Source organism: Bradyrhizobium sp. 23AC (genome assembly GCF_054863025.1).
This window is the reverse complement of record NZ_JAVAYN010000008.1, coordinates 52056-72683: the sequence shown is the minus strand read 5'-3', so window position 1 is coordinate 72683 and position 20628 is coordinate 52056. Positions and strand designations below refer to the sequence as shown.

Sequence of the window (20628 nt, the reverse complement as noted above, 5' to 3'; positions counted from 1 at the left end):
AGACGCCTCTGGCGGCCCGCCCCTTAACTGGCTGGCGAATTGCCACATCGAGAGACATTGAGATGACCACGAAATCGGTTCGTCCCTACCGTGAACCTGCCGGCGGATGGGGAGCCCTGAAGGCGTTGAGCGAAGCCCTGCTGGTGCAGCGGGTGCCGCTGAAGGGGGCGGCAACGCTGAGCCGCATGAATCAGCCGGAGGGCTTCGACTGCCCCGGCTGCGCCTGGCCCGATCCGAAGCACACCTCGTCATTCGAGTTCTGCGAGAATGGCGGCAAGGCGATCGCCTGGGAGGCGACGTCCAAACGCTGCACACCTGAGTTCTTCGCCGAGCATACCGTCAGCGAGCTCGCGACCTGGAGCGACTACGATATCGAGATGATCGGGCGGCTCACGCATCCGATGGCCTATGACGCCGCCTCCGACCGCTATCTCCCGGTCGAGTGGAGCGATGCCTTCGACATGATCGGCCGAGAGCTGAAGGCGCTGCCGGACCCGAATATGGCCGAGTTCTATACGTCCGGGCGGGCCTCGAACGAGGCCGCCTTTCTCTACCAGCTGTTCGTGCGCGAGTACGGCACCAATAATTTCCCCGACTGCTCCAACATGTGCCACGAGGCGACCAGCGTCGGTCTGCCGCAATCGATCGGTGTCGGCAAGGGCACCGTGCTGCTCGAGGATTTTGACAAGGCCGACTGCATCTTCATCTTCGGCCAAAATCCTGGCACCAACAGCCCGCGCATGATGACGAGCCTGCGCAACGCAGCCCGCCGCGGCGCGTCGATCATCTCATTCAACCCGTTCCGCGAGCGGGCGCTGGAACGCTTCCAGGCGCCGCAGAGTCCGATCGAGATGATCACTCTGGGCTCGACCACGATCAGCTCGAAGTTGTTTCAGGTGCGGGTCGGCGGCGACGTCGCGGTTCTCAAGGGGATCATGAAGGTCCTCGTGGAAGCGGACGAAGCGGCCCGTGCTGCCGAGCAGCCGGAGATTCTGGATTGGGACTTCATTCGCGGGCACACCGTCGGCATCGAAGCACTGATCGACGACTTCAAGCGCACGCAATGGCCCGACATCGAACGCCAGTCCGGCCTGACGCGCGAGGACATGGAATATGCGGCCGCTGCCTACATGAAGGCGGAGCGTGCCATCCTCGTCTACGGTATGGGCATCACGCAGCATCAGCGCGGTGCGCATAACGTGCAGCAGATCGCCAACCTCGCGCTCCTCCGCGGCAATGTGGGACGCGAAGGCGCCGGGGTCTGTCCGGTCCGCGGTCATTCCAACGTGCAGGGCGATAGGACCGTGGGGATCACGGAGGTTCCCAAGGCGGACTTCCTCGATCGCCTGGAGCAGCGCTTCGGCTTCAAGCCGCCCGCTGCGCCGGGGCACAACGTCGTCACCGCGCTGGAGGCGATGATCCGCGGCGAGGTGAAGGTCTTCTTCGCAATGGGCGGCAATTTTGCCGCGGCCATTCCGGACTGGCAGGCGACGCAGGCGGCATTGCGCAAGCTCGACCTGACCGTCCACGTCTCCACCAAGCTCAACCGCAGCCATCTGATCCACGGCCGCTCTGCCTTGATCCTGCCGTGCCTCGGCCGCACCGAGATCGACATCCAGGAATCGGGACCGCAGTCGATCACGGTCGAGGATTCTATGTCGATGGTCCACGCCTCCGGCGGCCGCAACAAGCCGGCATCGGAGCATCTGCTCAGCGAAGTCGCTATCGTCGCGGGGCTCGCCAAGGCGACTGTCGGCGAGCGCTCTGCGGTTGACTGGAACGGGTTTGTTGCAAATTACGACCTCATCCGCGACGCGATCGAGGCGGTCTTTCCGATTTTCCAGGGCTACAACGCCCGCATCCGCGTTCCTGGCGGCTTTCATCTCACCTCGACGGCACGGGAGCGGATCTGGGCGACGCCGTCCGGAAAGGCCAACTTCCTCATCTTCGAAGGCTGCGGCGAGGATCCCTCGCAGGGCGATCCCGATTTCCTGTGGCTCAGCACCATCCGCAGCCACGACCAGTACAACACAACGCTGTACTCGATGTCGGACCGCTATCGCGGCGTCTTCGGCCAGCGCGACGTGGTATTCCTTAACGAATACGAGATGAAGAAGCGTGGGTTTGCCGATGGCGATCGTGTCGACCTCATAACCGTATCGACCGACGGCGCCGAACGGATCGTACGTAGCTTCCGCGTGGTGGCCTATTCCTTTCCGACCGGTTGCTGCGCCGCCTATTATCCCGAGACAAATCCGCTGGTGCCGCTTTATGCCCGCGATCCCATCAGCTTCACGCCGTCGTTCAAGGGTATCCCGATTCGCCTGGTGCGTTCGACCGAGAGCCAGCCTTAGAGGGTATCAGCCGCCAGACTGCGGTTACGCGTCGGCACGGAGACCGGATTACGACGGAGGCGCGGCCGTCGAGGTCGGCAGCGTAAACCAGAAGCGAGCGCCGCCCTCCGAGCCATGGCTCTCGGCACCGATCCGGCCTCCATGCGCCTCGACGATCGATCGGCAAATGGGCAGTCCCATGCCCATGCCGCTCTCCTTGGTCGTGAAGAAGCTATCAAACAAGCGGTCGACATGTTCGGTGGCGATACCGGGACCATTGTCCTCCACGGAGCAGCACAAGGTGCTGGGCTCCTGCATCGTCGTGGTGATGATGATGCGGCGATCGTCGCGTCCGGCCTGCGTCATTGCCTGCACGGCGTTGATTGCCAGATTGACGATAACCTGCTGAAGCTGGGTGCGGTCACCGAGTGCCTGCGGGGCCGACGGATCAGGCCGGTGCAGGATCGTCACTGCATGGGATTCCAGCTCATGTCGAAGAAAGACAAGTGCCTCCCGGACGATGTCGTCGACCGTCAAACGTGCCGGCTCCGGCGCCTTCTGGGACGCCATCCCGTGAACGCGCGCCACGATGTTCGCGGCGCGGCGGGTATCGGCAATCATGTTTTCGATTGCGCTACGCACCTCGACGAGGTCAGGGACGGGCCTGCTCAGCCATCTCAACCCCGCAGCGCCGTTGGTTGCGATGGCCGCCAGGGGTTGGTTTACCTCGTGGGCGATTGAAGCGGTGAGTTCACCGAGCATCGAGACGCGCGCTGCATGCGCGAACTCCGCCTGTACCTGCCGAAGCCTCTCTTCGGCGCGAATGCGCTGCGAGATGTCAATCGTGCCGACAAGACTGATCTCGAGATCGTTGATTGGGCCGACGCGCGCCGTCGTGAACAGGACGTCGACGACGCGGTCGTCCCAGGTCACCATCCTGGTTTCTTCTTCGAAGTTTGTTTCACCACGAAATCGGGACTCCATGGCTCGCCGGAACGTATCCGGACGCTCCTTCCAGGTGTCGGCCATGGAACGTCCTGCATAACCATTGGCACCTCCGCCTCCGAACATCTGAACGGCGCGGTCATTGGCCTCCTGAAACGAGAGTGCGTCCATGCAGGTCTGGAGAAAATTCGGATGGTTGTCGAAATAGGCGCCGAGATCTTTGACTCCTTCGGCCCGCAATTTTCGGAACAGCACCACCAGCCTACTGCCGTCGAGCTGGCGGAGCGCGATCGGCATGCGGCTGAACAGATGGCGGTAGCGCTGCTCGCTCCGCGCCAACTCGGCATGGGCCTTCTTCTGGGCGGAGATACCTATGGCCGCGCCGACGAATGTCAGCGAAGCAGCCAGAAAAGCGGCAAAAGCGACTGCGGTGACATTGTATCCGAGCAGAGAGCAGGCGAACGACACCAGGGTCAAGGCAAGGGTGCCCAGGGCACAAAGGAGAGCGCGATCCTGTTTGGTGTGGATCGGCAGCAGGCGGCGCCATCCTCGCCGGGGCTGTACGGGTTGGGAGCGGTCCGGGCATTCAGACGTCATCCCTAAGATTTACCGCCGTACGGAACAGACGTCTTTGCATCTTCGCAGGCGCTTTGCGAAAACGCACGACGTCGCGATCGGAGCTGAGATTTGACGGGCTCTAGCCAGTCGCAATGGTCTCTGGCTGGAACTCTACGTCATCGCGACCGCCGGCCGCGCCACGCCGAACCGCTGCTCGAATTCGGCGACGTTGACGATGCCGCGCCGGTGAGTGCCGTCGCCAATCTTGCGATCGCCGTCCCAGGCCTCGACCTCGAACACGACGCTCTTGGTCTCGACCGTGACGACCCGCGCCACCGCGCGCACCTTCCGGCCGATGGGCGTTGCCGCCAGATGACGGATGCTGACCATCATCCCGACGCTGACATGCCCGGCCGGCAGAAACGGCTGGATCGCAGATCCCGCGGCCATCTCCATGTGCAGGATCATCGTCGGCGTGCCGTACACTGCCGGCATGCCGGCCACGACATGGCCGACAGTCATCTCGGGGGTGACGGTCACCAGCTTTTCCGCCGTCATGCCGGTGGCCACCTCGTCAAGCGGACTCATGGCTCAATCCTGTATCTGCGTCGGTCGGGGAAGGGCTCGGTGTTTCGGCCGCACGCGGCTTGGATCCGGTGAACCAGTTGCCGAGCTTGTCAAGATAGAGATAGACCACGGGCGTGGTGTAGAGCGTCAGGATTTGCGAGAGCATCAGGCCGCCGACGATGGTGTAGCCGAGCGGCTGGCGCAACTCCGCGCCGGTACCCGTGCCGAGCATCAGGGGCACGCCGCCGAGCAGCGCCGCCATCGTCGTCATCAGGATCGGGCGGAAACGGAGCGTGCAGGCCTGGTAGATCGCCTCCTCAGGGCTCAGCCCGTGCTCGCGCTCCACCTCGAGGGCGAAATCGACCAGCATGATGCCGTTCTTCTTGACGATGCCGATCAGCAGGATGATCCCGATGATGGCGATGACGCTGAGATCCATGTGCACCGCGAGTAGCAGCAGCAGCGCGCCGATGCCGGCCGAAGGGAGTGTCGACAGGATCGTGATCGGATGGATCAGGCTCTCATAGAGCACGCCAAGAATGATGTAGATCACGATCAGCGCCGCGCCGATCAATAGCGGCGTGCCCGACAGCGAAGACTGGAACGCCTGCGCATTGCCCTGGAACGAGGTCGACAGCGAGGCGGGCTTGCCGGTGTCCTTCTCGATCTTCTGGATCGCGGTCACCGCATCGCCGAGCGCAGCGCCGGGCCGCAGGTTGAACGAGATCGTGACCGAGGGAAACAGGCTCTGGTGATTGATCAGGATGGGCGCGGGCTTGATGACGGCGTGGACCAGCGTGCTCAGGGGGACCTGCTGGCCGGTAGCCGAGTTCAGGTAGATGTCCTTGAGCGCCTCCGGTCCGTACTGGAAGCGTGGATCGACCTCCATGACGACGTGATATTGGTTCAGCGAGGTGAACATGGTGGAGACGATGCGCTGGCCGAAAGCGTCGTCGAGAGCGTTGTCGATCGTCGTCGGCAGGATACCGAAGCTGGAGGCGACTTCCCGATTGACGGTGACCTCGAGCCTCGGACCGGCATTGGCCTGGTCGCTCGCGACGTCGGTGATGACGTCGAGCGCACGGAGCCTCTCCAGGAAGATCGCCGACCAGTGGGTGAGCTCGTCGGAATCGGCGTCCGTCAGGGTGTATTGATACTGCGTCTTCGACAGGCGGGCGCCGATGGTGATATCCTGCGCCGCCTGCATGTAGAGCCTGATACCCTGGATGTGGGCGAGCCGGGGCCCGAGGCGCTCGATCACCTGATCGGCGCTTGCCTTGCGTTCGGGCTTGGGTTTCAGGACGATGAAGATGCGTCCCTGGTTGAGTGTTGCCGTCGGTCCGCCCGGACCGATATAGCTCGCCACCGACTGGATCGCCGGGTCCTTCGAGAGAATGTCGACAATCGCCTGCTGACGTTCGGACATCGCGGGGAAGGAGATGTCCTGGGCAGCCTCGGTGATACCGACGATCTGCCCGGTGTCCTGCTGCGGGAAGAAGCCTTTCGGGATGATCACGTAGAGATAGCCGGTCAGCGCGATCGTCGAGAGCATCACGAGCAGCGTCACGAAGCGATGGCGCAGCACGACGCGCAGGCCCCGCGCGTAAAGCGCAAGCAACGCATCGAAGCCGCGCTCGAGCAGCAGATAAAGCCGGCCGTGCTTTTTCCTCGACTGATCTTTCAGGAGTCGCGCGCACATCATCGGTGTCAGGGTGAGCGAGATCACCAGCGACAGCAGCAGCGAGGCGGTGATCGTGACCGCGAATTCCTGGAACAGCTTTCCGACATACCCGCCCATCAGGAACAACGGAATGAAGACCGCGATCAGCGACAGGGTGATGGAGACGATGGTGAAGCCGATCTCGCTGGAGCCCTTGAGCGCCGCGTCCATCGGCGTCATGCCCTGCTCGAGATGACGTACGATGTTCTCGATGACCACCACGGCATCGTCGACCACGAACCCGACCGCGATCGACAGTGCCATCAGCGAGAGGTTGTCGAGGCTGTAGCCGAGCACGTAGAGGACCGCGAACGTGCCGATCAGCGCCAGCGGAACCGTGATCGCCGGGATGAGGGTAGCCCAGAAATTCCGCAGGAACAGGAAGATGACCATCACCACCAATGCGACCGTCAGCATCAATGTGAACTGGACGTCGGACACCGCGGCGCGAATGGTGGCGGTGCGATCCGCTGCGATCGTCACCTTGATGGCCGGCGGTACGGAAGCCTGCAGCGTCGGTAGCAGTTTCTTGATGCGGTCGACCGTCTCGATCACATTGGCGCCGGGGACGCGCTGGACCGCGAGAATGATCGCGGGCTCCTTGCCGTACCAGCCGGCGAGAAGGTCGTTTTCGGGGGCCTCGATCGCCGTGCCGATATCGCGTATGCGCACCGGCGAGCCGTTGCGATAGGCGATGATGAGGTCCTCATAGGCCGATGGTTTCAGGAGCTGATCGTTGGTGTTCAGCGTGTAGGTGACGCGCGGGCTGTTGAGCGTGCCCTTCGGCAGGTCGACATTGGCGCCGGCGATCACACTGCGGACGTCTTCGAGGCCGATGCCGCGGGCGGCAAGCGCCTGCGGATTGACGCGGACGCGGATCGCGGGCTTCTGCTGGCCACCGATTCCGACGAGACCCACGCCGGGCACTTGCGAGATCTTCGGCAGCAGGATGTTTTCCGCGTAGGCGTCCACCGTGGTCAGCGGCAGCGAATCCGACGTCAGCGCGATCAGCATGATCGGCGTCTCCGCGGGATTCACCTTTCGGATCGTCGGCGGGTAGGGGATGTTGGGCGGCAGAAAGGGGCTGGCGGCGTTGATCGCTGCCAGCACGTCGACCGCGGCGCTGTCCACCGTGCGCGACAGCTCGAACTGCACTGTGAGCTGTACCACGCCTAGCGCGCTGGACGAGGTGAGCTGGGTGATGCCGGGAATCTGGCTGAGCTGCTGTTCGAGCGGTGTGGCCAGGGACGATGCGATAGTGCCCGGATCGGCGCCGGGCAGTTGCGCCGAGATCTGGATCGTCGGGTAATTGACGTTCGGCAGGGCCCCGACCGGCAACAGCGGATAGGCCGCAAGGCCGAGCAGCAACAGGCCTGCCATCAGCAGAGCTGTCGCGATCGGTCGCAGGATGAAGGGCGCGGAGAGGTTCATGGGAGCGCGTCCTGCACGGCGCTTTGCAGATCAGCTTCGCGCGCCGCCTTGCCGTGCAGCTCTCTGACGCGGCTTCCTTCCGTCAGCCGATACTGGCCATCGACCACGACGACGTCGCCCGATTTCAGGCCTTGGTCGATCAGAGCCTGCCCGTCGCTGATCTCGACGACGTGAACAGGCCGCAAGGCGGCAGTCTGATCGGCAGACACGACGTAGACGTAGCTGCCGTTCGGACCTTGCTGAACTGCCGATCCAGCCACCGTCAGGGCATCTTTGCGCGTTTCCAGCAACAGGCGCGCGTTCACCAGCTGTCCCGGCCACAGCCGGTGCTCGTGGTTGGGGAATTCCGCCTTGAGCTGGACGGTGCCCGTGGTCCCCGCGATCTCGTTGTTGACGAGCAGCAGCGTGCCTTCGTCGAGCTTCATCTTGTTGTCCTGACTGTAGGCGATGACCTTCAGCGTTCCCTTTGCGGCGTGCTCCTGGATTGCAGTTAGATCCGTCTGCGGCAGGGTGAACAGTAGCGAGATGGGCTCGATCTGGGTGACGACGACGAGACCGTTCGGATCGGTCGGATGAATCACGTTGCCCACATCGATCTGGCGGACGCCCGTGATACCGGGAATGGCCGACGTCAGACGCGTGTAGCTGAGCTGGACGTTGGCCTGATCGATCTGCGCCTGGTCGGCCTTCACGGCGGCCTTGAGCTGCGCGACCTGCGCGGTCTGCGTCTCGATCAGTTGCGGCGTAGCATAGCCCTTGTCGCCGAGTTGATTGTAGCGGGAGAGGTTCGCCTCGGCATTTGCGAGCTGCGCCTGATCCCTGTCGCGATTGGCGGTGAGCTGCTCGATCTGAGCCTGGTAGGGACGTGGATCGATCTGGGCGAGCAGATCCCCGGCCTTGACCGTCTGTCCCTCGGTAAAGGCGATCTTGACGATCTGGCCCTGAATCTGGCTGCGCACGACATCGGTGTTGTAGGCGATCACCGTGCCGATGCCGCGCAGATACATCGGAACATCCTTGCCCGTGACGGTGGCCGCAACCACCGGCACGGCGGCGGGCACGGGCGCGGCGGCGACGACCGGCTGCCGGTCCGTGGCGAAAAACCAGAAGCCCGCTCCGACGAGGATCGCGGCGAGAGCGAGCAGGGCGATGGTGAGGTTTCGTTTCACGGTGTGGTCCTCGATGAGTCAGGGATTGCCGAAGCCGTTGGCGGCCCCTGCGCTGCCGAGCGGGGTCGGGCCGGGCACCGGCACAGACGGGCTGATTCCGGCGCTGCCGAGCTCGGTCGAGCCGAGCGGAATGCCGACGCGTCCGACTGATGATGGTGAGGGCAGAGCGGACGGAGGTGTCGCCCCGCTCGTGCAAGTCGTCGATGAGCCGCCGGACAGTCCGCCGCCGTCAAAGAGGGCGCCGGATGATCCGGCATTGCCGGAGCCGGCGCAGTTCGTCCTGCCTTGCAGGGGATTGAGCGGGGACACACCGGGCGTTGCAATTTCGGTTGAGCCCAGCGGAATGCCTTCAGGCCGACTCGATGCCGGATTCAACGGCGAGGTCGCGCCCATGCCGGGGGAAGGTTGCACTCCCGGCAAGGCCGTTTGCGCCACCGCGGCCGCCACGGCGAACCATAGGATGCCGGCTATCAACACCGCGCTCGGACACACCGATCGGAAACGACGCGATCTGGTGCGGTTTGTGTGACCGCCGCCCGACGAGAGCTGTTCTCGCATGATGAGCTCCGGATACTTTCATCTGCACCGGAGGATAGTGAGCGGCGGATGCACCGGTATTCCCTGAATGCACGTCCCGCTGTCTGGCCGCACGATCCAGACCCATCCTTGCCGGGATCACTGGGCCTTCTGAAGGATCAGCTTTGCCCGAAAAAGCTGCCGGCGGCACGTGGTGATGTAGCCGGAGCGATCCGCGGCACGCGCGCGATCGAGTGCATCGAGCGCGACCTGAAGGTGCACGCCGCTGGATCCTTCGGCCTGCGCCAGAGATCGGGGTGTCGGTTGGTGGCCGCGCAGCGCACTGAGGCTTTCGGGGGCCCAGCCATCGGCGCCGGCGTTCTTCTCGATGGCTGCATCAAGCTGGGCCTGCACCCGCGCGATCGAACGTTCGCAGGACGCCGCATGGGCCGGGGATGTCGCATGAAGCAGGACGGAAACGACGATTCCGATCCGGATGAGTGAGGTTGATGTCGTCATTTGCCGGTCCTTTATGCGATCGCCGATCGAAAGTGGGAGGCTCTTGAGTGACAGAATTGATACCAGCCGTCTTTCGCGTATGAACGTCGACCGCTTCGCCTTTGCATGGTGCGAAGCGGTCGCGGTATCGGACGGTGCCTAGATCGACATGCCGCCGGAAACCTCGATGCGCTGGGCATTGACCCAGCGGTTGTCCTCGGACAGCAGCGAAGCAATCATCGGGCCGATGTCGTCGGGCACGCCGGCGCGTCCCAGCGCCGTCATGTCCGCCACGCGCTTGTTGATGTCAGGATTGTCGCGGACCATGCCGCCGCTGAAGTCGGTGGTGATCGCGCCCGGAGCCACGACATTGACGGCGATGCGGCGTGGTCCCAGCTCTTTCGCCATATAGCGCGTCAGCACCTCGACCGCGCCCTTCATCGACGCGTAGGCGGCGCTGCCTGGTATCACGATGCGCGTGAGACCCGTCGAGACGTTGACGATCCGTCCGCCATCCCTGATGAGCGGCAGCAGTTTCTGGGTCAACAGGAAGACACCCTTGAAGTGGACGTTGTAGAGTGCATCCAGCTCATCCTCGGTGGCTCCGTCGAAAGTGCCGTGATGCGAGGTGCCGGCATTGTTGATCAGGTAGTCGATCCGGTCGGTTCCGAACTGTTCGAGCGCCTGTTGGACCTCTCGTGCGAAGTCGCCGAACGAGGCCGCTCGGCCGACATCCAACTGAAGGGCAATTGCCCGACGACCGACACCGACGATCTCGTCGACGACCTTGCCTGCCTCTAGGCGGCTCGTCTGATAGGTGATGATCACATCGATGCCGCGACGGGCGAGGCTCAGGGCGGTGCTTCGGCCCAATCCCCGGCTGCCGCCGGTCACGATGGCAATTCTGGTCTTCCCGATATCGTGAATATCTGCACGCATGGTGTGTCTCCCTCCAAATGCGTGGCTCACTTAGGTCGCGCTCGAGGGGCGTGCGAGGGGCGTTCCCGGTTAGGGGCGCGTCCTGGCGTGCGAAGTGGCAAGAGCGCGTTGTTTGAGGAAATACGCAGGCAAGCATCGAAATTAGTGTCGTCTCATTCCAACCCGGAGTGATCCCGACATGAAACCTCTCAACGCCTGCCTCGCCTTCGCAGCTGCCCTTTCGCTATTCTCGACCGTTGTCCCGGCACGCGCCGAACCACCGAAGAACATCGTTCTCGTGCACGGCGCCTGGGTGGATGCGTCCGGCTGGAAGCCTGTTTACGAGATTCTGACCAAGGAAGGCTTCCGCGTCACGATGGTGCAGGAGCCCGAGACCTCATTCGCCGATGACGTCACGGCGGCCAAGCGGGTACTCGATCTTCAGGACGGCCCGACGCTCCTCGTTGGCCACAGCTACGGCGGTTCGATCATCACCGAAGCCGGAGTCCATCCCAACGTCGTCGGTCTCGTCTATGTCGCCGCGCACGCGCCTGACGTCGGCGAAGATGAATCCGCGCTGGGCAAGAAGACGCCGAGCGTACTCGGAAAGACCGAGGGCGTCATCAAGGTCACCCCCGACAAATTCACCTATCTCGATCCCGTGCAGTTCCCGAAATTATTCGCGCCCGACCTGCCGCGCGAGCGAGCCGAGTTCGTGGCGCGCTCCCAGGTCCTGGCGGCGACGCAGGTGTTCAGCACACCGCTGACGGCGGCCGCGTGGAAGACCAAGCCGAGCTGGGGCGTCGTGGCCGGTAGCGACCAGATCATCAATCCGGATCTCGAGCGCTGGTACTACGAGCGCGCCAAGAGCCAGATCACCGTGATCCCCGGTGCCAGCCATTCGGTCTACGAGTCGCATCCGAAGGAAGTGGCGGCCGTCATCACCCGCGCCGCACGCAGCCTCCAGCAGCCGGCTACGCGCTGACGACGTTTTCTTGCCGGTCCTGACGCACGGCCGGCGGAAGGAAGGGCGGCGGGAGAGACAGCACTCCCGCCGACCTGACCACCCAATGCGGAGATTTCCATGAGTCGTGATCGAGAAGACGACGGCCGTCGTGACTCCATCCGAGGCACGGCAATCCGCGGACGCCGCGGCGCGGATCGAGCGCCGCGAAGGAGCGAAAGTCATGACGAGCTGGCAAACGGGCCGGGCCGCGCGCGATGCCCGCATTGCGGCCGGTGCAGGACTCGCACGCGGGAAGATCGTCGAGGCGAGGGACGCTACGCGCCTCTTGGAGGCGGTGATCAGGCCTGGTGACCGGGTGTGCCTGGAAGGCGACAACCAGAAGCAGGCCGATCTGCTCAGCCGCGCGCTGCTCGCCGTTGATCTCTCCAGGGTCAAGGATCTGCACATGGTGCAGTCGGGTGTTGTCCTTCCCGAACATCTGGACCTGTTCGACCGCGGGGTCGCCAAGCGGCTCGACTATGCCTATTCCGGGCCGCAGTCGGCGCGTATCGCGCGCATGCTGTTCGGCGGCAAGATCGAGCTGGGAGCGGTCCATACCTATCTCGAACTGTTCGCCCGCTACTTCATCGATTTAACGCCGCACGTGGCGCTGATCGCCGCCGTCAGTGCGGACCGCGAGGGAAATCTCTACACCGGTCCGAATACCGAGGACACGCCCACCGTGGTGGAGGCGACGGCATTCAAGGACGGTGTCGTGATCGCCCAGGTCAACGAGATCGTCGAGAAAGTTCCGCGGGTCGATATCCCGGCCGACCGCGTCCATTTCATTGTCGAGTCCGACAAGCCATTCTTCGTCGAGCCCTTGTTCACGCGCGATCCGGCTGCGATCACCGAGGGACAGATCCTGACCGCGATGCTGGCAATCAAGGGCATCTATGCGCCCTATGGCGTGCAGCGGCTTAATCACGGTATCGGCTTCAGCACGGCCGCCATCGAACTCCTGCTGCCGACCTTCGGCGAACGGCTCGGGCTGAAGGGCTTGATCGCAACCCATTTCGCACTGAACCCACATCCCGCGCTCATTCCGGCGATCGAGTCCGGTTGGGTCCGGCAGATCCATTCCTTCGGCTCGGAGGTCGGCATGGATGAATACATCCGTGCCAGATCCGACGTGTACTTCACCGGTCCCGACGGCTCACTGCGCTCGAACCGGGCACTTTGCCAGACGGCCGGACTCTATGCCTGCGACATGTTCATCGGCTCGACACTGCAGATCGACCTGCAAGGAAATTCGTCGACCGTCACCACTTCGCGCATCGCGGGATTCGGCGGGGCCCCGAACATGGGGGCGGACGCCCGCGGGCGGCGTCATCCGAGCGAGCCCTGGCTGAAGGCTGGAGCGGAGGCCGATCCCGACAGTCCGGCCCCGCTGCGCCGCGGCCGCAAGCTGGTGGTGCAGATCGGCGAGACCTTCGGCGACAAGAACGTGCCGTTGTTCGTCGAGAAGCTCGAGGCGATCGAGCTTGCGGAAAAGCTGAAGCTCGAGCTCGCGCCGGTCATGATCTATGGCGACGACGTCACGCACATCGTGACCGAGGAAGGCGTGGCGAACCTGTTGTTGTGCCGCACCCCGCAGGAGCGCGAGCAGGCCATTCGCGGCGTCGCGGGCTACACCGATGTCGGTCGCCGGCGCAATCGCAACATGGTCGCGCGCCTGCGCGAACGCGGCGTGATCCGCCGTCCCGAGGATCTCGGCATCAATCCGCTCGATGCCGATCGCAGCCTGCTGGCGGCGCGCTCGATCAAGGATCTCGTGCGTTGGTCGGGCGGGCTCTATTCGCCGCCGTCGAAATTCAGGAACTGGTGAGGACGGTCATGGAAGATCTCAATTTTCAACACCGCGCACGCGCGCGTGCCGGCGGCACCAGGCAGAACGCGATCGTCGGCGTGGTCGCTTCGGGCAATCTGGAAGTGCTGGTGGAGCGCACCCTGCCGGACGCGGATTGCGCCCTGGAGATCAAGACCGCGGCGGTCGGCTTCGGCGAGGTCTGGAGCGCTGTGATTGGCGATTTCGTAGAGCGCTATTCGCCCGGCGGACTGAAATTCTCCATCAATGATGGTGGCGCGCGTCCTGACACGGTTTCGCTTCGCATGGCGCAGGCGGTCCGGTTGATCGAGGGGAATGGCCAATGACTGCGCCGCTCAAGGACATCATCCCGGCCGAACGGGCCCGCAGCACCAGCTTCAACGAGGCATCGGCCCGCACGCGGCTGGAGTTGCTGCTCGATGCCGATAGCTTCGTCGAATTCATCGGACCGGAACAGCGTGAGGTCAGTCCGCATTTGAGGATATTCGACCTTCCCGAGCAGTTCGACGACGGTATCGTCGTTGGTCACGGCCGCCTCGATGGCTCGCGCGTGTTCGTTGCCGCGCAGGAAGGACGCTTCATGGGTGGCGCCTTCGGCGAGGTGCACGGCGCCAAGCTGACGGGGTTGCTCCGCGCCGCACGCGAGATCGGATCGATCCCGGTGCTGATCCTGTTCGATACCGGCGGCGTCCGGTTGCAGGAGGCCAATGCCGGCGAACTCGCCATCGCCGAGATCATGCGGGCGGTGATGGAGGCGCGCATCGCGGGTGCGAAGGTCATTGGTCTGATCGGAGGGCGCTCAGGATGCTATGGCGGGGGCGGCCTGATCGCGGGCTGCTGTTCCGCGCTCGCCGTCTCGGAGCCCGGGCGTATCGCGGTCTCGGGCCCGGAGGTCATCGAGACCAATCGCGGCGTCGAGGAGTTCGACTCCCGCGATCGCGCTTTGGTGTGGCGGACAATGGGAGGCAAGCATCGCCGGCTGCTCGGCGCCGCCGACGTCTTTGCCGATGACACCGTCCAGGATTTCCGCGAGGCTGCGCTCGAGCTACTCAGCCTCGTTGGGCCTTTCGGGCCCGACCGCCTCAAGGCGGAGCAGGCGCGGCTTGCCGACAGGTTGCGTAGCTTCGGCGCCTGCGAGGACGCCGTCGACATCTGGACGGCGGAAAGCATCGCACACGCGGAGAGGGTCCCGGAGCTGTCGGCTGACCTGTTCATCGCACTCGCCAACAGGATCGGGAGGACCAGCCGTGACGCTCGATGATGTTCTCGCATCGCTTTTCCCGGACGGCCATGACGTCAGAAACGACGAAGGCGTCGTTCTCGGCTCGGCCGTGCTGCGCTCCGGCACCGGGATGCTCGTCGTCGGTATCGCGGATCGAACGGCGCTCGGTGTCGACGAGGCCATCCGACTCTCCGGATATGTGCTGGAGTCCCTCGGCCGGGATACTGGGCCCATCCTGGTTCTCGTCGACAGTGACAGTCAGCGCATGAGCAAGCGTGACGAGCTGCTCGGGCTGAACGAATTCCTGGCGCATCTCGCCAAGGTGCTGATCCATGCGGACATGAACGGCCGCGCGACCATTGGCCTGCTCTATGGTCACTCGGCTGCGGGCGCTCTGCTTGCCACGGGCCTTGCAACCCGTGTGCTGGTCGGATTGCCCGGCGCCGCCCCCGCCGTGATGGACCTGCCGTCGATGGCGAAGGTCACCAAGCTGTCGATGGAGGCGCTGGAGGAGAAGGCGAAATCGACGCCGGTGTTTGCCCCGGGTCTGTCCAATCTTGCCCGAATGGGCGCGGTTCACATGACATGGAGCAGTGCGGTCTCGCTTGCTGGCCAGATGGAGGCACTGCTGGCCGACATGCCGGCCGTCCAGGATAAGCGGGATGCGCTCGGCAAGGAGCGTGGTGGCCGGGTGAAGGCCGCCGATATCGCGGAGCGCGTTCGTGACCTCGCCCTGCAAACCCGGTGAACGGCCGGCCGGCCGTCACGATCTCGTCTTCGTCAGCCCGGACGGCTGGCGCGCGATGCTCGATCTGCATGGCGATCTTGGGTGCGATCCTCTTGTTGCGCACTGGGCGGAGCTGGGATGGCCGACGATCAGGCGGCGCGCCCTGCCGTGCGAGGCAGCTGGCCTCGCGCTGGGGCTCCCGTTGCCGCCCTCTGCTGGAAAGAAACGGCTCTCTTTTCTCGCCGGCCTCGACGACATCTTCGCGGTTGCGCGGCCGCCTTCGCTGAAGAAAGCGCGTGCGTCCGCACCACCGCACTGGCGGATGACCCTCGACCAGCTCGACGAGCTCGCGCTTCGCCATTCGGCGCACGCGCGCGTGTTCGGTAGCCTGGCATGGGAGACGCTGACCGGGCTCGACTACGTCACCGTGGGCTCGGATCTCGACCTCCTGCTCGAGACCAGCCCCGAAACGGATCTGGATCGTCTCGTCGCCGATCTGGCTGCGATCGAGAGCCAAGCGCCAATGCGGCTCGATGGCGAGCTGATGCGCGCCGAGGGTGCCGCGGTGAACTGGCGCGAATTCCAGGCGGGCGCGAGCGAGATTCTGGTCAAGAGCCTCGAGGGCGTCACTTTGCTCGACAGGGGCGACTTCATTTCGGGAGTGACGCGATCATGATCACCGCGGCCTTGCGGAGCGCTGAACCGCTCGCTCCACGCCGGACGGGAATTGCGTCCGATGCCTCCGCAATCGGCGACGTCGCCGCCGACTGCCTTGTCCTGGAGCTGGAAACCTGGCCGAAGCCGGGTCTCGTGAGCCATGTCGACAATGGCAGTCACGACGACATGGATGTGGACACGTTTCGCCGCAGCGCTGCGGCCATCAGGCCTCATTTTCAACGCCTCGCCGATGCGGGCGCGCTTGGTTGCGGCATGGGACGGCTGCGGATCATCGGCCTTGAAGCCGAGCGGGCGATGCTCGCGGCGACCTCCGGCGTCAACACGCATCGCGGCGCGATCTTCGGTCTCGGCCTGTTGTGCGCGGCGGCCGGTGCGAAGGCCGGCGGGCTGGTCGATCCGGCATTGCCGCTCGGCCATGTCGTTGCGCGCCTCTGGGGCAGCAGCATCCTCGACGGTCCGGTGCTGCTGCACAGCCATGGCAGTGCCGTCCGCCGCCGCTTTCACGCTGGCGGCGCCCGTATCGAGGCCGCGCAGGGCTTCCCCAGCGTCTACCGTATCGGCCTGCCAGCCTTGCGGAGGCGCGCTGCGCCAGACGATGTGGAATCCGCTCGCGTCGAAGCGTGCTTCGCGCTGATCGCAGTCGTCGAGGACACCAATCTGCTGCATCGCGGCGGACTTGATGGCCTCCGTTTCGCGCATCGCGCGGCGCGTCGATTCATCGATGCCGGCGGCGTGCGCGCGGACGGCTGGCGTGCGCGGGCGCGGTCGATCCATGAAGACTTCGTCGCCCGTCGTCTCAGCCCGGGCGGATCAGCCGACCTTCTTGCCATGACGCTTTTCGTCGACGCCCATGAGCGAACGGGCCGATGATGTCCAACGCAATCCTGATGGCCCTGGTGCCCGTCTTCTTCGTCCTGTTGTTGGGATACGCTGCCGGCAGGTTTCATATCGTCGACAATCTTCACGTCGACGCTCTCAATGCGCTGGTGATGGATTTCGCGCTGCCGGCCTCGCTGTTCGCGGCGACAGCTTCGGCGTCGCGCCACGAGATGATCGACCAAATTCCGCTCTGCGTGGCGCTCGGCGTTACGATGCTGCTGCTCTATGTCGCCTGGTACTTTGCCGCGCGCAGATTCTCCTCGGTCTCGCGGTCCGACGCGTCGCTCCAGGCGCTGACGATCGGCTTTCCGAATCTGGCCGGAGTCGGCCTTCCAATCGTGGCATCGGTCGTGGGGCCTGCTGGCACCGTCCCGGTTGCCGTCGCATTGGCGACCGGATCGATCCTGATCAGTCCGCTGACCCTGATCGTGGCTGAAATGGAGGCGGTCAAGGCACGCGGTGCCGAAATGTCCGCACGACAAGTCGTCACGGCGGTTTGGCGCGCCGTCACCAAGCCGGTCGTGCTGGCGCCCGCGCTCGGTATCCTGCTGTCGTTGTCGGATTTGAATCTGGATGCGCTTGCCCATGCGTGCCTCGCGCTGATCGGGAATGCGGCCGCTGGTGTAGCCCTCTTCCTCACCGGAGCTATCCTGTCGGCGCAGTCCTTCCGGCTGGATTGGAGGATCGTCGTCGCAACCATCGCCTCGAACATCGTCCGGCCGCTGCTCGCCGCGGCAGTCATTCACGTGGTTCCGATTGCACCCGATACCGCGAAGACGGCCATTCTGCTTGCCGCGGTACCCTCGGGCTTCTTCGGCATCCTGTTCGCCGTGAACTACCGGCTGGATTCGGCAACGGTGGGCTCCATGGTCATCGCGAGCACCGGATTCAGCGTCGTGACCCTGGCGGTTGCGATCGCAATGCTGTTTCCAAACTAGGCTGCGACAATGACGCTTGCGATCCTGTGCTCGGGGCAAGGCAGGCAACATCGGAAGATGTTCGCCCTTACGGGCGATGCGCCGGAAGCCGAGCAACTGTTTACGTATGCGGCGACATTGCTGGGCGGCAGGGATCTGCGTGATTTCGTGCGCCGAGAACCCGACGAGACCCTGCATAGCAACCGCGCCGGCCAGGTTCTGTGCACCGTCCAGGCGCTGGCTGCGGCAGCCGCGCTCGCAGATGCCATTCCGCATGGCGCCATCGTCGCCGGCTACAGCGTCGGTGAGGTCGCGGCTTGGGGCGTCGGCGGTCTGTTCGAACCGGCGGCCACGCTCGACCTCGTGGCGCGTCGGGCGGAAGCCATGGAAGCTGCAACGCGGTCCGGTGACGGGTTGATATTCGTTCGCGGACTTTCACGCGAGGACGTCGACCGGATTTGCGCGCACCACGGGGCGGCGGTCGCCATCGTCAATCCGGGCGATGCCTTTGTGATCGGCGGCAACCGGGAGGCGCTGAACAAGGTCGCCGCAGACGCGGAGACGATGAACGCCAGAAGAATCGTCGGTTTGCCGGTTCAGGTCGCTTCACACACTGAAAGGCTCGCAAAAGCGTCGGTTGCCTTTCGCCAAGTCCTGCGGGCGGCGTCGGTTGCGTTCCCGCCGGCTGCCGGTGCGCGTGTGCTGAGCGGCATCGATGGGGCTTCGGTGATGTCCGCCGGGACAGGTCTCGACAAGCTCGCTGCGCAGATATCGCAAACCGTGCAGTGGGCAAGTTGCCTGCAAGCCTGTGTCGAGGCGGGTGCTACAGTGTTTCTCGAACTCGGGCCCGGATCTGCGCTGAGCAGGATGATTGCGGAGGTTCGGCCCGACTTTCCGACACGTTCGCTGGATGATTTCAGGAGCCTTCAGGGCGTGCGCGCCTGGCTAGCGCGGCAACTGGCAGCCTAGGGATCGCGTCCGGTCTCGCATGGATGGCGCTTCGATCGCGCGTGATGCTTCCCAAAAAAGGGGCCGTCCTTTTGGGGGAAGGACGGCCCTAATGCTCGTATGCCTGGGAGGAGGGGCTCGAGCCGTGACTTGGGGTCTTAAGTCACGCAACATCCGCAGCATCACCGATCGCGCGGGCAAAGTATTTCCTGAACCCAGCCTGTTTCTCATTTCGCATGATTCACGAAGGGGCGGCCGGCAGGACGGGAGACACGGACTTGCGGGGCGAGGCCGGATCGCTGTCGGCAGGCCTGGACGAGGCCAGCGTATTCCGGCTGACGCATCGCCAGCGTGCCGGGGTGTCGCCCGTGATGCGCTTGAAGACGGTCGAGAAGTGCGCTTGCGTGCAGAAACCGACGGCCAGTGCCACCTCGGCCAAAGACGTCTCCGAATTCGACAACAGCGATTTTGCATGCTCGATGCGCTGATGCAGCAAATACTCGCGTGGCCGGTACCCGGTCGCAGCGCGAAACTGCGCCGCAAAATGCATGCGAGATAGTCCCGCGACCTTGGCGAGGTCGGACAGGCTGATGCTGCGGTCGAAGCGCGTTCTGACATACTCTTCGACCCGACGGAGCCGCCATTTCGGCAAGGCGTTGACCTTGGTGCGCGGCAACTCGCGCCGGGCAACATGCATCGCCAGCGTTTGGCCGATGCACTGCGCGAATTCCTGGTCGGCCGAATGGCCATGCTCGGTCAGCGCCTTTGCGAGCTGCTCGGCGAAGGGGTCACGCAGCAGAACCAGATCGTTCAGGCTTTCATGCGCGATGGGATCAGTTCCGGGCAGCGGCGACAGAAAGTAGCTGGCGGACACGTGGAAGTGCAGAAAATCGCACGGTGCATAGAATTGCGCGCTGATCTGCTTCGCCGGCGCACCGACATAGAGGGTGCCCGCCGGCATGATGCCGTCGAAGACAATCTGATTGCCTCTACTCAGCTTGAGACGGGTTGTCTTCAAGGCGATGGAGAAGAAATAGCGGTCCGGAGGCGTTGTCGCGTCTTCGTGTTTCACCGCGGTCGGAGCACAGGTCCAGCGCGAGATCGTGATGTCCTCGGTGGCGAGGCGTTGTTCAGGCCTGCGCCACTTCCGTTCCTGGAGAAATACGCGCGCCCCTCGCGGAGAGTCGGATTCGCGGGGGCTGGGTTGATACGCCGACCAGGCGCCGGCCGCGGGCATATCGGTGAGCATCGTTCGTCCCGTCTCTTGGGTTCCACTGCCGTCGTGACGGCCGCTGAACTGCCGAATGCAACAAGTCGATGCTCAAACGATAAGTCTGAACTCGCCGCAAAGCTCGTTAGGGATGCTTAAGCGGTGTTAGATTTTGCAAATGCACAGAGTGCGACCGGATGTCGCAAAAACTCCAATTGGACCAAGGGCCTCAAGGACTTGTCTGTGAAGCCCGATGCTAGGCTCTGTGATACGCCTCGGCGCCTTGCCGGACTCAGCGAGGGCGCGGCGAGGCGTCGATGCCCGGGGTGAGGCCCGGCGCGATCGTCTCCGCGGGAGGAATTGCGGGCTCCCGCGCGCAAGGATGCCAACGGACGCGCCCCGACGGCGGCGCTAATGGAGTTCACTTGCATCGCGCAACATCCCTCGGCAGGGCGGGCGCCGCTGCCAATGTCGTGATTTGTCCGCAAGTATGGGATTTGCGCCGGTTACCGGTATTTCCGGTCCACCAACATGGTTGCCGGAATGCACGCCGGCCAT

The 20628-nt window shown here is 64.2% G+C and carries 18 protein-coding genes; 10 read left to right on the top strand and 8 right to left on the bottom strand.

The window, feature by feature from the left end; translation table 11 throughout:
• Positions 1–62: 62 nt before the first annotated feature.
• Positions 63–2354: an FdhF/YdeP family oxidoreductase gene (locus RAD10_RS20485; protein WP_461618985.1), complete on the top strand. Its 2292-nt coding sequence runs from the start codon at positions 63–65 to the stop codon at positions 2352–2354.
• Between the two features lie 48 nt (positions 2355–2402).
• On the opposite strand, the gene RAD10_RS20480 is transcribed toward RAD10_RS20485, so the two are convergent.
• The 7 genes from RAD10_RS20480 to RAD10_RS20450 all read right to left on the bottom strand — a co-directional run bounded on the left by RAD10_RS20480 (position 2403) and on the right by RAD10_RS20450 (position 10676).
• Positions 2403–3746, bottom strand: coding sequence for a sensor histidine kinase (locus tag RAD10_RS20480; protein WP_461619184.1), 1344 nt, complete (start codon positions 3744–3746; stop codon positions 2403–2405).
• A gap of 261 nt (positions 3747–4007) precedes the next feature.
• The gene (locus tag RAD10_RS20475) at positions 4008–4424 is read right to left on the bottom strand and encodes a thioesterase family protein (RefSeq protein ID WP_461618984.1); all 417 of its coding nucleotides are present in this window, start codon (positions 4422–4424) and stop codon (positions 4008–4010) included.
• Positions 4411–7554 carry an efflux RND transporter permease subunit gene (locus tag RAD10_RS20470; protein ID WP_461618983.1) on the bottom strand — a complete coding sequence of 1048 codons (3144 nt, stop codon included), beginning with the start codon at positions 7552–7554 and terminating at the stop codon, positions 4411–4413. The genes RAD10_RS20475 and RAD10_RS20470 overlap by 14 nt, the downstream gene beginning before the upstream one ends.
• Positions 7551–8723, bottom strand: coding sequence for an efflux RND transporter periplasmic adaptor subunit (locus RAD10_RS20465; RefSeq protein WP_461618982.1), 1173 nt, complete (start codon positions 8721–8723; stop codon positions 7551–7553). The genes RAD10_RS20470 and RAD10_RS20465 overlap by 4 nt, the downstream gene beginning before the upstream one ends.
• An 18-nt stretch (positions 8724–8741) precedes the next feature.
• Positions 8742–9281 (bottom strand): hypothetical protein, encoded by a 540-nt coding sequence (locus RAD10_RS20460; RefSeq protein WP_461618981.1) that lies wholly within the window; start codon positions 9279–9281, stop codon positions 8742–8744.
• Between the two features lie 117 nt (positions 9282–9398).
• On the bottom strand, positions 9399–9758 hold the full coding sequence (locus RAD10_RS20455; RefSeq protein ID WP_461618980.1) for a hypothetical protein: 360 nt from the start codon (positions 9756–9758) through the stop codon (positions 9399–9401).
• Between the two features lie 138 nt (positions 9759–9896).
• Positions 9897–10676, bottom strand: a complete 780-nt coding sequence (locus RAD10_RS20450) for an SDR family NAD(P)-dependent oxidoreductase (protein WP_461618979.1) — start codon at positions 10674–10676, stop codon at positions 9897–9899.
• A gap of 178 nt (positions 10677–10854) precedes the next feature.
• Between RAD10_RS20450 and RAD10_RS20445 the strand changes: the two genes are divergently transcribed.
• The 9 genes from RAD10_RS20445 (at position 10855) to RAD10_RS20405 (ending at position 18881) form a co-directional block, all read left to right on the top strand.
• The gene (locus RAD10_RS20445; RefSeq protein ID WP_461618978.1) at positions 10855–11640 is read left to right on the top strand and encodes an alpha/beta hydrolase; all 786 of its coding nucleotides are present in this window, start codon (positions 10855–10857) and stop codon (positions 11638–11640) included.
• Positions 11641–11842: 202 nt separating this feature from the next.
• The gene (gene mdcA, locus RAD10_RS20440) at positions 11843–13489 is read left to right on the top strand and encodes a malonate decarboxylase subunit alpha (RefSeq protein ID WP_461618977.1); all 1647 of its coding nucleotides are present in this window, start codon (positions 11843–11845) and stop codon (positions 13487–13489) included.
• Between the two features lie 8 nt (positions 13490–13497).
• Positions 13498–13815 carry a malonate decarboxylase acyl carrier protein gene (mdcC, locus tag RAD10_RS20435; RefSeq protein ID WP_461618976.1) on the top strand — a complete coding sequence of 106 codons (318 nt, stop codon included), beginning with the start codon at positions 13498–13500 and terminating at the stop codon, positions 13813–13815.
• Positions 13812–14750 carry a biotin-independent malonate decarboxylase subunit beta gene (locus RAD10_RS20430; protein WP_461618975.1) on the top strand — a complete coding sequence of 313 codons (939 nt, stop codon included), beginning with the start codon at positions 13812–13814 and terminating at the stop codon, positions 14748–14750. Before mdcC ends, RAD10_RS20430 begins: the two co-directional genes overlap by 4 nt.
• Entirely contained in the window at positions 14737–15459 is a 723-nt protein-coding gene (gene mdcE, locus RAD10_RS20425) for a biotin-independent malonate decarboxylase subunit gamma (RefSeq protein ID WP_461618974.1), read from the top strand. Before RAD10_RS20430 ends, mdcE begins: the two co-directional genes overlap by 14 nt.
• Complete coding sequence (gene mdcG, locus RAD10_RS20420) at positions 15434–16114, top strand: malonate decarboxylase holo-[acyl-carrier-protein] synthase (protein ID WP_461618973.1); 681 nt, start codon at positions 15434–15436, stop codon at positions 16112–16114. Before mdcE ends, mdcG begins: the two co-directional genes overlap by 26 nt.
• The gene (gene mdcB / locus RAD10_RS20415; protein WP_461618972.1) at positions 16111–16986 is read left to right on the top strand and encodes a triphosphoribosyl-dephospho-CoA synthase MdcB; all 876 of its coding nucleotides are present in this window, start codon (positions 16111–16113) and stop codon (positions 16984–16986) included. The genes mdcG and mdcB overlap by 4 nt, the downstream gene beginning before the upstream one ends.
• The gene (locus RAD10_RS20410; RefSeq protein WP_461618971.1) at positions 16983–17933 is read left to right on the top strand and encodes an AEC family transporter; all 951 of its coding nucleotides are present in this window, start codon (positions 16983–16985) and stop codon (positions 17931–17933) included. Before mdcB ends, RAD10_RS20410 begins: the two co-directional genes overlap by 4 nt.
• Before the next feature lie 9 nt (positions 17934–17942).
• Positions 17943–18881 carry an acyltransferase domain-containing protein gene (locus RAD10_RS20405; RefSeq protein ID WP_461618970.1) on the top strand — a complete coding sequence of 313 codons (939 nt, stop codon included), beginning with the start codon at positions 17943–17945 and terminating at the stop codon, positions 18879–18881.
• 220 nt (positions 18882–19101) lie between these two features.
• Here the strand turns inward: RAD10_RS20405 and RAD10_RS20400 are convergent, their stop codons facing one another.
• The gene (locus RAD10_RS20400) at positions 19102–20109 is read right to left on the bottom strand and encodes a helix-turn-helix domain-containing protein (RefSeq protein ID WP_461618969.1); all 1008 of its coding nucleotides are present in this window, start codon (positions 20107–20109) and stop codon (positions 19102–19104) included.
• Between the last annotated feature and the right edge of the window lie 519 nt (positions 20110–20628).

Bases quoted from the DNA above. Each gene is read 5' to 3' on its own strand.
- RAD10_RS20485 (WP_461618985.1), top strand. From the start codon at position 63: ATGACCACGAAATCGGTTCGTCCCTACCGTGAACCTGCCGGCGGATGG.
- RAD10_RS20475 (WP_461618984.1), bottom strand. From the start codon at position 4,424: ATGAGTCCGCTTGACGAGGTGGCCACCGGCATGACGGCGGAAAAGCTG.
- RAD10_RS20470 (WP_461618983.1), bottom strand. From the start codon at position 7,554: ATGAACCTCTCCGCGCCCTTCATCCTGCGACCGATCGCGACAGCTCTG.
- RAD10_RS20460 (WP_461618981.1), bottom strand. From the start codon at position 9,281: ATGCGAGAACAGCTCTCGTCGGGCGGCGGTCACACAAACCGCACCAGA.
- RAD10_RS20455 (WP_461618980.1), bottom strand. From the start codon at position 9,758: ATGACGACATCAACCTCACTCATCCGGATCGGAATCGTCGTTTCCGTC.
- RAD10_RS20450 (WP_461618979.1), bottom strand. From the start codon at position 10,676: ATGCGTGCAGATATTCACGATATCGGGAAGACCAGAATTGCCATCGTG.
- RAD10_RS20445 (WP_461618978.1), top strand. From the start codon at position 10,855: ATGAAACCTCTCAACGCCTGCCTCGCCTTCGCAGCTGCCCTTTCGCTA.
- mdcA (WP_461618977.1), top strand. From the start codon at position 11,843: ATGACGAGCTGGCAAACGGGCCGGGCCGCGCGCGATGCCCGCATTGCG.
- mdcC (WP_461618976.1), top strand. From the start codon at position 13,498: ATGGAAGATCTCAATTTTCAACACCGCGCACGCGCGCGTGCCGGCGGC.
- RAD10_RS20430 (WP_461618975.1), top strand. From the start codon at position 13,812: ATGACTGCGCCGCTCAAGGACATCATCCCGGCCGAACGGGCCCGCAGC.
- mdcB (WP_461618972.1), top strand. From the start codon at position 16,111: ATGATCACCGCGGCCTTGCGGAGCGCTGAACCGCTCGCTCCACGCCGG.
- RAD10_RS20410 (WP_461618971.1), top strand. From the start codon at position 16,983: ATGATGTCCAACGCAATCCTGATGGCCCTGGTGCCCGTCTTCTTCGTC.
- RAD10_RS20405 (WP_461618970.1), top strand. From the start codon at position 17,943: ATGACGCTTGCGATCCTGTGCTCGGGGCAAGGCAGGCAACATCGGAAG.
- RAD10_RS20400 (WP_461618969.1), bottom strand. From the start codon at position 20,109: ATGCTCACCGATATGCCCGCGGCCGGCGCCTGGTCGGCGTATCAACCC.